The organism is Pokkaliibacter sp. CJK22405, assembly GCF_046614695.1.
GTDB lineage: Bacteria > Pseudomonadota > Gammaproteobacteria > Pseudomonadales > Balneatricaceae > Pokkaliibacter.
In genome coordinates, this window is the sequence record NZ_JBKKHQ010000025.1 from 59819 (window position 1) to 73217 (window position 13399).

The following is a 13399-nucleotide window of genomic DNA, read 5'->3' on the forward strand; positions in this document are numbered from 1 at the left end:
GTTGAGTGGGTGATGCGGGCTCAGGGCGCTATACTGGCCGGATAAGGATGATGAATACCACAGGTCTTCAGCGGCCACGGATGAGAATGACAGGAGGAGTGCCACGGTGATTGGGCATGATGATCGACGCAACTTTTACCGCATGATGATTAACGCCGAAGTCAGTCTGCGCAGGGCCGGTAGCCCGGTGCCGGTGATCGGTATCTGTCAGGATCTCAGTGCCACAGGCCTCGGTATTTCGCTTGGCGAGCCGCTGGCAGTCGGTGAAGTGGTTCAGGCCAAACTGTCCTCACAAAACAATGGTGTGCCGCCTCTTCAGGCCGAAGGCAAAGTCATTCGCTGTGAGCAGAGTGGTCCCGGTGATTATCAGATCGGGATTGAAATCACCCAGATGAACTAGGTGGCGTTGGCGATAGTTGATCGCCACTATGAAAAAAACCGGGCAGCGATGTACCGGCTTTTTTTATTGTCTCACCGGCTTTTATTGTCTTAGTTCAGGGGGCGTGGCCGCCTCAGAATAAGGTGCGGTCCCGCTCAAAGGTCCAGGTGCGGATGATTTCCAGCTCGTCCACTTCTGAGCGCATTTTGGGAGGGAAGGGCGCAAAAGGTGCCGCCAGATGCACGATACGTTTCGCCGCATCATCCAGTGCCTTGTGGCCGGAGGATTCGAGCAATTTGATGCTGATCACACTGCCATCCGGGCGCAGGGTAACCATCATCCGCAAACGGCCATAGATGCCTTCCTTGCGTGAAACTTCCGGATAATTCATGTTGCCGACCTGCTGAATCTTGTCCTTCCAGGCATTCAGGTAAAAGGCATCTTCACTGCGCTGGGTGGAGTTGGAGTTCAGCGTGCGCTTGCGCGGACGTTTGGCATATTCCTGACGCATCATATCCAGCGAGGCTTCCATGCTGGCAATCTCCAGACTGCGGGCTGTCAGTGACATGCCTTCCGGATGTGTTGCGGCTTTGGCACTAGGCTGGGCAGTGGGCTTCTTTGGAGTTTCCTTGATGGCCTTAGGCTGTTTGGAGGTGGTCGTTACCACCTTTTTCTTGGGGGGCTCTTTCGCCACCGCTTTTTCTTTGGTGATGGTTTCTTTGGGGGGAGTGGTTGTCGGCGTCACCGGCTCTGGCGATTGTTGCGACGAGGATTCCGGCTGCTGCGCTGCCAGATCGTTGATCTTGTCGTCGGTAAAGCGAGCGCGCTCGGTAGTCGTAAGGCGCGCTTTTTCTTTCTGTTCACCACTGCCCGTTTGATTGCTTTGGGCAATGTAGTCCGCTTTTTCAGGGGCCTGCTTGTCGTCGTAGCTGGCCAGCGTGACATCCAGGGCATTCTGGGTTGTTCGCGCCGGTTTGGGAAAATCAAAGCCGAGGCCGAGCAATACCACTCCATGGACGACCAGTGCCAATAGCACGGCCTTCATCAGGCGGCTGTCGCGCGCAGGCGCGTTTGGCACAGCGGTCGTCATGGTCGGCTTCAGGCTCCGATCTTCTCGGCAATGGCATCCATCAGCATACCGCCGATATCCAGATTGAACTGATCGTTGATTTCACGGATGCAGGTCGGACTGGTGACGTTGATTTCGGTCAGGTAGTCACCGATGACATCAAGTCCGACAAAGATCAGGCCTTTTTCCTTGAGAATCGGACCAACACGCTCTGCAATCTCACGGTCGCGAGCCGTGAGAGGGCGGGCTTCACCACGACCACCGGCCGCCAGGTTGCCACGGGTTTCACCCTGACTGGGAATGCGCGCCAGGCAATAATCCACAGGCTTGCCATCAATCATCAGGATGCGTTTATCCCCATCCACAATTTCCGGAATATAACGCTGTGCCATGATCTGCTGGGTACCAAAGTCGGTCAGGGTTTCCAGAATCACATTCAGGTTGGGGTCGCCGGCGCGGACACGGAAGATCATGCTGCCACCCATGCCATCCAGTGGCTTGTAGATCACATCCTCATGCTCGCCAAGGAAGGCTTTTAACAGGTCCGCACGGCGGCTGACCAGCACGGGTGGAGTCAGTTCAGGAAACTGGGTGGCAAACACTTTCTCGTTACAGTCACGCAGGCTTTGTGGCTTATTCACAATCAGCGTGCCGCGGCGCTCGGCGTCTTCCAGCAGGTAGGTGCTGTAAATGAACTCGTTATCAAAAGGCGGATCCTTGCGCATCAGAATGACGTTCATATCCGACAGCGGACGGTGTTCGGCAGCGCTCAGCTCATACCAGTTTTCAGGATCATAGGCGACCTTGAGGGGCTGCATTACGGCCATGGCCTGACCGTCGCGGGAGTACAGATCCTTCTGCTCCATATAGAACAGGTTCCAGCCGCGGGACTGGGCCGCGACCAGCATGGCCAGTGAGGAGTCTTTCTTGTAGTTGATGGCCTGAATGGGGTCCATCACAACGCCGACATTAATGGTTGCCATACCTGTCTCCTGATCAGGTGTGCAGCGTCGCCCCAGGTGAGGGCTCGCTGTTTCGGGCTGCGTCTTGGTGCAGAATCCCGGTGAAATGGGTCGAACTTTTCAGGGTCTTGGTAACCCTAAGCTTCCGGTATGAAACGCGCCTTGAAGATGGTGACGAATCGGGCAAATGCAAAGTTCCAGTGTGTTTTTATCCGCAAATGCAGTCGAATCAGAAATCTCCCCAGAGCATCTGACACAGGCTCAGCGCAACGACGGGGGCTGTTTCCGTTCTCAGAACACGCGGTCCCATCGTCACAGACTGAAAACCGGCGGCTTCCGCCTGTGCGATTTCATCTTCCGTCAGTCCGCCTTCCGGGCCGATAAGCAGCGCAATCGAGGCAGGCTTGGGCAGGCTTTGCAGGGCGACGCTCGAGCGATGATGCAGCACGAGTTTGAGCTCGGCATCGACGCTTTTTAGCCAGTCGCTCAGGGGTTCAGGGGCCTGAATAGCCGGGACTACAGGGCGAATGCATTGCTCGCAGGCACTAATGGCCACCTGTTGCCAATGCTGCAGACGCTTGTCAGTTCGGTCGCCCTGCAATTTGACTTCGCAGCGCTCGCTGTAGAGTGGCGTCATCACATTCATGCCGGTCTCGGTGGCCTTTTGCACGGCGTAATCCATGCGTTCGCCGCGCGATAAAGTCTGGCCTATGTGCACGTGCAGCGGCGACTCATTTTCATGGGCGCGAAACTGCTGCAGTTGTACCGTTGCATGACGCTTGCTGACTTCATTCAGCGTGCCTTCAAAATACCCTTTAAGTACACCGTTGAAGATATCGATGCGCTGGCCGGGCTGCATTCGCAGGGCTTTCACACTGTGTTGAAAGGCCATGGCGTCCAGCTCAAGTTCTTGTCCGGGACGAACGGCATCAGCCTGGTAAATTCGGGGTATACGCATGGTCAGAAATAACTTTTCAAGCCAGTGAACAGGTTACTGAGAACAGCGCTTGCGCTGGGAGGGTCATCCTACCACAGGGGAAGCGCCAGCCAGAGTCTCTGACGTTGTTACAAATGCTTCCGAATGCAGGAATTTTTGCGAATGGAGACTATCTGGGAAGGAAGTCGAAGAAGGGGGAAACAGAATGAAAATGCAGCCACATCTGACATCAGAGATGATAGTTACGATTGAAGAATCCTCAAATTGGCCTTAAAGGCTGACTTAATGAAGTGACCCAGGAGAACCCCACTATGACCTATCGGGCTGCGATTCTGACAGGCGGCCTTGCACTCATTAGCCTTGGTGCTACAGGCTCTGCCTTTGCTGAGAGCGGGACATCGACCAGTTCGTCAACTGCCACCACGAACGGAACATCCTCAACGCAAACTGCAGCAACCGGCACCTCAACGAGTGATGCAACCGCCACCAGTGCGGCCAAGCCTGTCAAAGTAAAGAAGCCGGCAAAGCCTGCTAAGCCCGAGCCTCCTCTGAAGATTGATGCTGAACTCGGCATGATCCTGAACACGGGGAACACCAATAACGCTTCAGCCAAAGGTGCCATTACCATCAACCAGGAATTGGCGCGCTGGCGTAACGAATTCAATCTGGATGCCTATTACAGTCGTGACCGTACCGACGGTGATGATGGTGATCATGTCTACAACACCACCGGTCAGCGGCTTTTCCTCTCCGGGCAGGGCAACTACCTGCTGCATCCCACCGGTAACGTGGACCAGCGCCGAACCTCCGCCTTTCTCTATAGCTCTTATGAGCAAGACCGATTTAGCGGTTATGACTATCAGGGTACGGTTGCCGGTGGTTATACCCGCCGCTGGATATCCACAGAAGACCAAACGTTGGACCTCAGTGCCGGTCCCGGTTTCGGTTTCAATGAAAAAGACGATGGCGCAAGCGCCGGATTTGCCCTCGTCCGCGCCTCGCTCAACTATAAATACAAACTCAGCCCAACCGCACAATTCTCACAGAACCTGAGTACGGACTGGGCGCTGGATAGCTCCGAAAACAGTCGTGTGCATTCTGAAACGGCGCTGAAGGTGAATATCTACAGCGCTCTTGCACTGAAAACGGCGTTTACCGTGGATTACAACTCGGAAGTGGACCCGGGGATCAAAAAGACCGATACACAAAGTTCGGTCACACTGGTCTATACCTTTAAGTAGTGACTTCATCGTAAATCACCGTTGCTGAAAGGTTATGTTGGAATCAGGAGGCTGAATCCTGTGATTCAGGCCGCTATAGTGTGTCTGTTAGCGGGGTGATGCCCTCCCAAGGATGAGCCAAGGAGAATCTGTTCGATGGCAATCGTTGAAGAGTTTAAGAAGTTTGCCCTGCGCGGCAATGTGGTCGATATGGCCGTGGGGATTGTGATCGGTGGTGCGTTTACCACCATCGTCAAAAGTATGGTGGCAGATATTCTGATGCCGCCATTGGGGCTGCTGCTAGGGAATGTCGATTTCAGCGATCTTTTCATTACGCTGAAACCTGCGATCGAAGGCGCTGACTATCCGACACTGGCCGCCGCGAAAGAAGCGGGTGCAGTCACTCTGAATATCGGTCTGTTTCTGAATTCGCTGATCAGCTTTACTATCATGGCCTTTGCTCTCTTTATGCTTATTAAAGCGGTAAACCGTCTACAGGAGAAAAAGAAGGCAGAGCCAGAACCAGAACCGGAAAAGGCACCGACAACCAAGAGCTGTGATTTCTGCTTTAGCGAAATTCCTATCAAGGCAACTCGCTGCCCTTGCTGTACTTCAGAGTTGGCCCAAGCAGCAAGTTAAGGGTTTTGGCCGTAGCGCGAAAACAAAAATACCCCGCCTGAGCGGGGTATTTTTTTGACTGTCGAATGATGTGATAGTCGTCAGGCAGCCTTACAGGCCAGCGTCTGCACGCAGGGCTTCAGCCTTATCGGTTTTCTCCCAGGGGAATGCCAGGAAGGTTTCACCGTTAACGGTCATCTCATAAGGATCACGGCCGAAGTGGCCGTACGCCGCTGTGGCCTGATACATCGGGTGCAGCAGATCCAGCATGGTGGTGATCGCGTAAGGACGCAGGTCAAAGTGACGACGTACCAGCTCGATCAGGCGCGCTTCGGAGATTTTGCCGGTGCCGAAGGTGTTGATGGAGATGGAAGTGGGCTGTGCCACACCAATCGCATAGGAAACCTGGATTTCGCACTGATCCGCCAGGCCTGCTGCGACGATGTTTTTCGCCACGTAACGGCCAGCGTAAGCCGCAGAGCGGTCAACCTTGGAAGGATCCTTGCCAGAGAAGGCGCCACCGCCGTGACGAGCCATGCCGCCGTAGGTGTCTACGATGATCTTGCGGCCGGTCAGACCACAGTCACCTACAGGGCCGCCGATGATGAACTGGCCGGTCGGATTGATGTGGAACTGGGTGTCTTTGGTGATCCATTCTGCAGGCAGAGTGTGCTTAACGATCAGCTCCATAACGGCTTCACGCAGATCGCTCTGCTTGACGTCCGGGTTGTGCTGAGTGGACAGAACAACTGCATCGATACCCGCTACCTTGCCGTTGTCGTAACGGAAAGTGACCTGACTTTTCGCATCAGGACGCAGCCAAGGCAGCAGGCCGGACTTGCGCGCTTCTGCCTGACGCTCAACCAGACGGTGGGCATAGCAAATAGGCGCAGGCATCAGAACGCTGGTCTCGTTGCTGGCATAGCCAAACATCAGACCCTGGTCGCCAGCACCCTGATCTTCAGGCTTGCTGCGGTCAACGCCCTGGGCAATATCAACAGACTGCTTGCCGATGATGTTCATGATGCCGCAGGTGGCGCCATCAAAACCTACATCCGAAGAGGTATAGCCGATATCCAGAATGACTTTACGCACCAGGTCTTCAAGATCGACCCAGGCAGAGGTGGAGATTTCACCAGCAACAATAGCCACACCGGTTTTTACCAGGGTTTCGCAAGCAACACGGGCGTATTTGTCTTGGCTGATGATCGCATCCAGAACAGCATCGGAGATCTGGTCCGCGATTTTATCGGGATGACCTTCGGAAACGGACTCGGATGTGAAGATGGAATAATTGCTCATTGTGAGATAAGCCTCATAATTGAGTACTCCCAAGCGGGAGCAGTGACTTAATTACGGGCCTTGCGGGCCGTGGAGGTACCGCCGCTTGGGCGGAAAGGCGGATTATAACGTCAGCATGGGGTGATTCCCATGCGAGGACTATAAAAAAACAATTTTTTACAGCTTTTCGAAGTTTTTGTTTAGCTGTTGCATGCCAAACGTTGCACAGTCCGAATTGAGAAGGGAGAATGTCGACCTTCGAAACACGGGTTAATGCAACTTATCCAGGAGACTGATAATGCCTTCTCGTCGAGAGCTTGCCAACGCTATCCGTGCATTGAGTATGGATGCTGTGCAGAAAGCAAATTCTGGCCATCCCGGTGCACCAATGGGTATGGCTGATATTGCCGAAGTTCTGTGGAATGACTACCTTCACCACAATCCTTCCAATCCGCACTGGTTCAACCGCGACCGCTTTGTACTGTCCAACGGTCACGGCTCAATGCTTATCTACAGCCTGTTGCACCTCTCTGGCTATGATGTTGGTATTGAAGATCTGAAAAACTTCCGTCAGTTGCACTCTAAAACTGCCGGACATCCCGAATACGGTTATTGCCCAGGTGTTGAAACCACTACCGGCCCACTGGGTCAGGGTATTGCGAATGCCGTGGGTATGGCGACGGCTGAGAAAGTGTTGGCCGCGCAGTTCAACCGCGACGGTTTCGACATCGTTGACCACTACACCTACACCTTCATGGGCGATGGCTGCATGATGGAAGGTATCTCTCACGAGGTTTGCTCTCTGGCAGGTACCTTGGGTCTGGGTAAACTGATCGCTTTCTACGATGACAACGGTATTTCCATCGACGGTGAAGTCGAAGGCTGGTTTACCGATGACACGGCCAAGCGTTTTGAATCCTATGGCTGGCATGTGATTGCCGGTGTTGATGGCCATGATGCTGAAGCCATCAAGGCTGCCGTTGACGCTGCCAAGTCGACCACCGACAAGCCGACGCTGATCTGCTGCAAAACCATCATCGGTTTTGGTTCACCCAACAAGCAGGGCAAAGAAGAGTGTCACGGTGCGGCGCTGGGTAAGGATGAAGTTCAGGCGACTCGTGAAGCGCTGGGCTGGAACTACCCTGAGTTTGTGGTACCTGAAGATATTTACGCAGGCTGGAACGCCGCCGACAAAGGCAGCAAGCTGGAAAACCAGTGGAATGACCTGCTATCCCGTTATCAGGCGGCTCATCCTGAGCTGGCTGCAGAGCTGATCCGTCGTAGCACTGGTGATCTGCCAGAGAGCTTCGTGGCGGATGCAGATGCCTACATCCAGTCTTTGCAGGAGAAAGGCGAGACCATCGCTTCTCGTAAAGCATCTCAGAACACGCTGAATGCCTTTGCTGAAAAACTGCCTGAGCTGCTGGGCGGTTCTGCGGACCTGGCGCCTTCCAACCTGACGTTCAACAAGTTCTCCAAGAGCATCACTCCAGAAGACGCCAGCGGTAACTACCTGCACTACGGTGTGCGTGAGTTTGGCATGAGCGCCATCATGAATGGTCTGACGCTGCACGGCGGCTTTGTTCCTTACGGTGCCACCTTCCTGACCTTCATGGAATATGCGCGTAACGCCGTACGTATGGCTGCGCTGATGAAGATCCGTAACATCTTCGTTTATACCCATGACTCCATCGGTCTGGGTGAAGATGGCCCGACTCACCAGCCCATCGAACAGCTGGCGAACATGCGTCATACCCCGAACCTGCACGTTTGGCGCCCTTGCGATACCGTAGAATCTGCGGTGTCCTGGAAAGAAGCGATTATTCGTGTGAATGGCCCAAGTGCGCTGGTGTTCTCTCGTCAGAACTTGCAGCACATGCCTCGCTCTGCTGAACAGGTCGCCAACATTGCCAAAGGTGGCTATGTGCTGGTGGATTGCAATGGCACGCCGGATCTGATCCTGATGGCCACGGGCTCTGAAGTTGAGCTGGCAGTGAAAGCTGCCGAGCAAATCAGTGCAGAAGGTAAGCAGGTACGTGTCGTTTCCCTGCCTTGTACCGATGCCTTTGATGAGCAGGATGCTGCCTATCGCGAATCTGTTTTGCCCGCTTCTGTGACGGCCCGTGTCGCGGTCGAAGCTGCGCATGCAGACTTCTGGTACAAGTACGTTGGCCTGAATGGCAAAATCGTTGGCATGACCACCTTTGGTGAATCTGCGCCAGCCGGTGAGTTGTTCAAGCACTTCGGCTTTACCGTCGACAACGTGGTTGCTACCGCGAAGTCGGTGCTGGGCTAAGGCCCACAGGTAAAAAGGGGCTTGCGAGCCCCTTTTTTTATTCACAACCTCTTGCTGTCAGAGTGCTGACTTATCAGCCTCGAGAAGTACTGAAGACTGCGTAAGGTAAAAGGCTATGGCATTTCGTATTGCCATCAATGGATACGGTCGAATTGGTCAGTCCGTGCTACGGGCGTTGTATGAAAGCGGCTATCGCGATCAGTTTGAAGTGGTTGCGCTCAATGAGCTTTCTGATATTGAAACGGTCGCGTATTTGACCCGTTATGACACGACCCACGGGCGTTTTCCGTTAGAAGTCCGTCATGAAGAGGATTATCTCTGTGTCGGGCGGGATCGTATCAAGGTTGTGAATGCGCCGACGCCTGAAGCCTTGCCCTGGAAAAGTCTCGGTATTGATCTGGTTTTGGAGTGTTCCGGTACCTTCACTGAGCGTGAAGCGGCCGAGCAGCATCTGAAAGCGGGCGCGGCACGATTGCTCTTTAGCCAGCCTGCCTCTGCGGAAGTGGATGCCACGATCGTGTATGGCGTGAATCAGCATCAGTTGCGCGCAGAACATACGATCGTCTCCGCTGCGTCCTGTACCACTAACTGTGTAGTGCCAGTACTCGATTTACTGGAGCGCACTTACGGAATCGAATGTGGTGTGACCACCACGATTCACTCGGCCATGAATGACCAGCCGGTGATCGATGCCTATCACAATACCAATCTTCGTCTGACCCGAAGCGCCCTTAGCTCTATTATCCCTGTGGATACCGGACTGGCGCGCGGGTTGGATCGTCTGTTACCGCAGTTGTCAGGGCGTTTCCAATGCTTGGCAGTGCGTGTGCCGACCATTAATGTGTCGGCGATGGATATCACCCTGAATCTTAATAAGAGTGTCACTGCTGCCGAGGTGAACACCTTGTTGGAAGCCGCCAGTCGTGATGGCGAGTTACAAGGCTTGTTGGGCTTTACCCAGGAGCCCCATGCCTCGGTCGATTTTAATCACGATGGTCGCTCCGCCATCATCGATGGCACTCAGACCCGAGTGAGTGGCGACCGGATGTTGAAAATGTTTTGTTGGTTCGACAATGAGTGGGGTTACGCCAACCGGATGCTCGATGTGGCATACCACTGGCTGACCCGGACATAACAATCTCAAGAAAAGCAGGAATGCCCATGAATGTCATTACCATGAACAGTCTTGAACTCGCAGGTAAGCGGGTGCTCATCCGTGAAGACCTCAATGTCCCGGTCAAAGAGGGTAAAGTGACCTCTGATGCGCGGATTCGAGCCTCCTTGCCCACTATTAAACAGGCGATGGAGCAGGGTGCCAAAGTCATGCTGATGTCTCACCTGGGTCGCCCTGAAGAAGGCGTTTTCGATGAAGCCTCTTCACTGAAACCTGTGGCTGAGCATTTGTCCACGTTGCTGGGTAAAGAAGTGAAGCTGGTGAGTGACTGGCTGGATGGCGTGCCGGCCATGGCCGATGGTGGTGTTGTCTTGTTTGAGAACGTACGTTTCAACAAAGGCGAAGGTAAGAACGATGAAGCGCTGTCGAAGAAAATGGCAGCGCTTTGCGATATCTATGTCATGGATGCCTTCGGTACTGCACACCGGGCACAGGCATCAACCCATGGTGTCGGCCAGTTTGCTCCGGTGGCGTGTGCAGGTCCGCTGCTGGCGGCGGAACTTGAAGCGCTGGGCAAAGCGCTGGATAACCCCGCCAAGCCGATGGCTGCCATCGTGGGTGGCTCCAAGGTGTCGACCAAACTGGACGTGCTTAACTCATTGAGTGATGTCTGCGATCAGTTGATCGTGGGTGGCGGTATTGCTAATACCTTCCTGGCGGCCGCAGGTAAACCCGTCGGTAAGTCACTGTACGAAGCTGATTTGATCCCGACGGCTAAAGCGCTGATGGAAAAGTGCGCGATTCCTTTGCCTGAAGATGTCGTTGTGGCGACAGCGTTTGCTGCTGATGCAGAAGCGGTAGTGAAGTCCGTCGATGATGTGGCTGAAGATGAGATGATTCTGGATATCGGCCCTAAAACTGCAGCCAAATTGGCAGAAATGCTGAAGTGCTCCCAAACTATTCTCTGGAATGGCCCTGTGGGCGTATTCGAATTTGACCAGTTTGGAGAAGGTACCAAGACGCTATCCATGGCCATTGCCCAGTCCTCTGGCTTCTCGATTGCTGGTGGTGGCGATACCTTGGCAGCCATCGATAAATACGGCATTGCCGATCAGGTTTCCTATATTTCTACCGGTGGCGGTGCTTTCCTCGAATTCGTGGAAGGCAAGGTGCTGCCCGCTGTAGCTATGCTGCAGCAACGAGCCGGATAATTCGGCTCAGGGTTGGGGGTAATTTGGTGCTCCCAGCCTGCCCACATTTGGGCAATTGATCACCTGATGGACGAACCCGAACGTCCGGAGAGGAAAATTATGGCTCTTGTCAGTATGCGGCAACTGCTTGATCACGCAGCCGAGCATGGCTACGGCGTACCTGCGTTCAATGTGAATAACCTTGAACAAGTGCGCGCGATCATGGAGGCCGCCGATAAAACCAGCGCTCCCGTTATCTTGCAGGCTTCTGCCGGTGCCCGTAAGTACGCAGGCGCGCCCTTCCTTCGTCACCTGATTTTGGCGGCGGTAGAAGAATTTCCCCATATTCCTGTGGTTATGCACCAGGATCATGGTACTTCCCCAAGCGTCTGTCAGCGCTCTATCCAGATGGGATTTAGCTCCGTCATGATGGATGGCTCGCTACGCGAAGATGGTAAAACACCCGCAGACTACGACTACAACGTGGATGTTACCCGTCGCACGGTTGAAATGGCTCACGCCTGTGGTGTTTCCGTTGAGGGCGAACTCGGTTGCCTGGGCTCACTTGAAACCGGTCAGGCCGGTGAAGAGGATGGTATCGGCGCCGAAGGCACGCTGGATCACAGCCAGTTGCTGACGGATCCGGAAGAGGCGGCACAATTTGTTAAAGCGACGAATGTCGATGCGCTGGCGATTGCCATCGGTACCAGTCATGGCGCTTACAAGTTTAGCCGTCCACCGACCGGTGACATTCTTTCGATTGAGCGAATCAAGGCGATTCACCAGCGTTTACCGACCACGCATTTGGTTATGCATGGCTCTTCCTCGGTTCCTCAGGATTGGCTGGCGATCATCAATGAGTTTGGTGGTGCTATTCCAGAAACCTATGGCGTACCTGTTGAAGAGATTGTCGAGGGTATCAAGTACGGTGTTCGTAAAGTGAACATTGATACAGACCTTCGCCTGGCTTCCACTGGCGCGATTCGCCGTTTCATGGCACATAACCCCAGTGAATTTGATCCGCGTAAATACCTGAGCAAAACTATCGAAGCCATGCGTGATATCTGCATCGCACGCTACGAAGCTTTTGGTACAGCGGGTCAGGCTGAACGCATCAAGCCTATTTCGCTGGACTCAATGGCCAATCGCTACATTAAGGGCGAACTGGATGCGCAAGTGCGCTAAATCCTGAAACGCTTTTTTGTTAACGCCCCGATCTCGGGGCGTTTTTATTTCTGTGAACCAGACGCTATTAATAACTGATTTATAAAGGATTCTGATGTGAGTTCATGGAGTGACCTGCATGCCGAACTTCCTGTTTTCCCTTGCAGCGTGGATTCGCTTGCAACGCCATTGCAAAGTTATTTGCAGCACTATGGTCTCAAGAAAGTGGTCGAAGAGACGGGAGCAACCCTGGCACTGGGTCATCAGGAGCTAGGGGGCTACCGTATTCACCGCAGCTGCTGGACGCCTATTGGCGAAGTCAAAGCGAATCTGTTTGTTGTTACAGGGTATACCGATCATCTGGCGCTATATGGGCCGCTTTATCAGTTGGCTCTCTCTCAGGGTTTTCGTATTCACAGCTTTGACCTGCCTGGTCATGGCCTTTCATCAGGCGAGCGTGCTGCTATTGATAGCTTTGAGACCTATCAACGCCTCATGGATGAACTGTTTGCAACTATAACAAGGGAGTTCAGGGAGCCTTGGCTGGCTATCGGCCTGAGTACTGGAGGCGGTTTGCTGTTACAGCGACTATTAACCCAAGCTGAATTCCGAAATACGTTTATTGGAGTCTCTGCTTTAGCACCGCTCTTATATATCCGGCGGTTTGAGCAGGTCAGGCGGCTGTACTGGCTTCTTCGGCCTTTCCTTCGACGGGTTAAGCGTGTCTTTATGCCAGTCAGTCATGATGAGGCATTCAATCAGTTTCTTGAAACTTGCGATCCGCTTCAACCGCATTACCTGTCAGTGCGTTGGGTGGGAGCTATGTACCGCTGGCACCGTCAGATGCTGGATGCGCCTTCGCAAAATTACCCAGTGCAGATTATTCAGGGCACAGCGGATGAGACAGTCGATGGTGTGCGAAATCTTCAATGTTTTGAGTCTTTATTCCCTAAAGCGCAAGTAGATCGAGTTGAAGGGGCAAGACATCATTTGATTAATGAGGCGCTACCGTGGCGTTCGGTTATGGAGTCGTATCTGCTTGCGTATTGGCAACGGCAGTTAAAGAAAGTTGCTCTTATCGATGAATAAGGGTTGACGGACTCATTCAAAGGTCTATAATGCGCCCCCACTGAACGACGCGGCGCACCGCCAAGTCGGGAAAAACAAGA

Annotated in this window: 12 protein-coding genes; 8 read left to right on the plus strand and 4 right to left on the minus strand. The window is 53.6% G+C overall.

What is annotated here, in order from left to right; translation table 11 throughout:
• The first annotated feature begins 106 nt into the window (after positions 1-106).
• Complete coding sequence (locus ACKC9G_RS16555) at positions 107-400, plus strand: PilZ domain-containing protein (protein ID WP_411407427.1); 294 nt, start codon at positions 107-109, stop codon at positions 398-400.
• A gap of 112 nt (positions 401-512) precedes the next feature.
• On the opposite strand, the gene ACKC9G_RS16560 is transcribed toward ACKC9G_RS16555, so the two are convergent.
• The 3 genes from ACKC9G_RS16560 to ACKC9G_RS16570 all read right to left on the minus strand — a co-directional run bounded on the left by ACKC9G_RS16560 (position 513) and on the right by ACKC9G_RS16570 (position 3368).
• Complete coding sequence (locus ACKC9G_RS16560) at positions 513-1469, minus strand: energy transducer TonB (RefSeq protein ID WP_411407429.1); 957 nt, start codon at positions 1467-1469, stop codon at positions 513-515.
• An 8-nt stretch (positions 1470-1477) separates the two neighbouring features.
• Positions 1478-2431: a glutathione synthase gene (gene gshB, locus ACKC9G_RS16565; RefSeq protein ID WP_411407431.1), complete on the minus strand. Its 954-nt coding sequence runs from the start codon at positions 2429-2431 to the stop codon at positions 1478-1480.
• Between the two features lie 208 nt (positions 2432-2639).
• Positions 2640-3368, minus strand: a complete 729-nt coding sequence (locus tag ACKC9G_RS16570) for a 16S rRNA (uracil(1498)-N(3))-methyltransferase (RefSeq protein WP_411407433.1) — start codon at positions 3366-3368, stop codon at positions 2640-2642.
• Positions 3369-3658: 290 nt separating this feature from the next.
• On the opposite strand from ACKC9G_RS16570, the gene ACKC9G_RS16575 reads away from it, so the two are divergent.
• Both ACKC9G_RS16575 and mscL read left to right on the plus strand, forming a co-directional pair.
• Entirely contained in the window at positions 3659-4588 is a 930-nt protein-coding gene (locus tag ACKC9G_RS16575) for a YdiY family protein (RefSeq protein WP_411407435.1), read from the plus strand.
• A gap of 135 nt (positions 4589-4723) precedes the next feature.
• A complete protein-coding gene (mscL, locus tag ACKC9G_RS16580) occupies positions 4724-5206 on the plus strand; it encodes a large-conductance mechanosensitive channel protein MscL (RefSeq protein ID WP_411407437.1) in 483 nt (160 codons plus the stop codon).
• A gap of 90 nt (positions 5207-5296) precedes the next feature.
• Here the strand turns inward: mscL and metK are convergent, their stop codons facing one another.
• Positions 5297-6487, minus strand: a complete 1191-nt coding sequence (gene metK / locus ACKC9G_RS16585) for a methionine adenosyltransferase (protein ID WP_411407439.1) — start codon at positions 6485-6487, stop codon at positions 5297-5299.
• A 277-nt stretch (positions 6488-6764) separates the two neighbouring features.
• Here metK and tkt point away from each other — a divergent pair, with 277 nt between their 5' ends.
• The 5 genes from tkt (at position 6765) to ACKC9G_RS16610 (ending at position 13319) form a co-directional block, all read left to right on the plus strand.
• Positions 6765-8762, plus strand: a complete 1998-nt coding sequence (gene tkt / locus ACKC9G_RS16590) for a transketolase (protein WP_411407441.1) — start codon at positions 6765-6767, stop codon at positions 8760-8762.
• 115 nt (positions 8763-8877) lie between these two features.
• Positions 8878-9897: a type I glyceraldehyde-3-phosphate dehydrogenase gene (locus ACKC9G_RS16595; RefSeq protein WP_411407443.1), complete on the plus strand. Its 1020-nt coding sequence runs from the start codon at positions 8878-8880 to the stop codon at positions 9895-9897.
• A 26-nt stretch (positions 9898-9923) separates the two neighbouring features.
• On the plus strand, positions 9924-11087 hold the full coding sequence (locus ACKC9G_RS16600) for a phosphoglycerate kinase (protein WP_411407445.1): 1164 nt from the start codon (positions 9924-9926) through the stop codon (positions 11085-11087).
• 99 nt (positions 11088-11186) lie between these two features.
• The gene (fba, locus tag ACKC9G_RS16605; RefSeq protein WP_411407447.1) at positions 11187-12251 is read left to right on the plus strand and encodes a class II fructose-bisphosphate aldolase; all 1065 of its coding nucleotides are present in this window, start codon (positions 11187-11189) and stop codon (positions 12249-12251) included.
• A 96-nt stretch (positions 12252-12347) separates the two neighbouring features.
• The gene (locus ACKC9G_RS16610; RefSeq protein ID WP_411407449.1) at positions 12348-13319 is read left to right on the plus strand and encodes an alpha/beta hydrolase; all 972 of its coding nucleotides are present in this window, start codon (positions 12348-12350) and stop codon (positions 13317-13319) included.
• Positions 13320-13399 lie beyond the last annotated feature (80 nt).